Here is a 363-nt window from a genome sequence, read left to right as displayed (position 1 = left end):
CACCCTTGTGGATGGCAACCACGTCACCCCGGACGGGGCGCAAGCAGTTGTCTCGGGGGCCCACCTCTATACGCTGAGCGAGGCGGAGGATGGCCGCGGTTGGGTGTTGAGCGCGCTGTCGGAGACCGGTGGGAGAAACTGGCAACCTTCTGCGCCGATCTATGACAGCTATGGCCAGTCGCTGCTGGCCCTCAATGGTCCCGCGTCGCTGCGCAGCCGGGGCAGCTCGGAAGACTTCCGGAGCCTGGCCTGGGACGGCGGACCCGCCACACAAAGCGCAGGCTCGCCGCTGTGGTTCCAGATGGGGACAGAACAGGTCACACTGGCGGCAGAGCACAGCACAACAGGTGCGGCGCTCGACAG

At 66.7% G+C, this 363-nt stretch carries 1 pseudogene; it reads left to right on the top strand.

Going from position 1 to position 363, the window contains the following annotated elements:
• Positions 1-363 (top strand): annotated as a pseudogene (locus Q1B13_RS26920) (autotransporter); the annotation flags it as partial.

The organism is uncultured Ruegeria sp., from assembly GCF_947489545.1.
Classification (GTDB): Bacteria; Pseudomonadota; Alphaproteobacteria; order Rhodobacterales; family Rhodobacteraceae; genus Ruegeria.
Note: the sequence above shows the minus strand (reverse complement) of the source record. Positions and strands in the feature narration are given on the sequence as shown.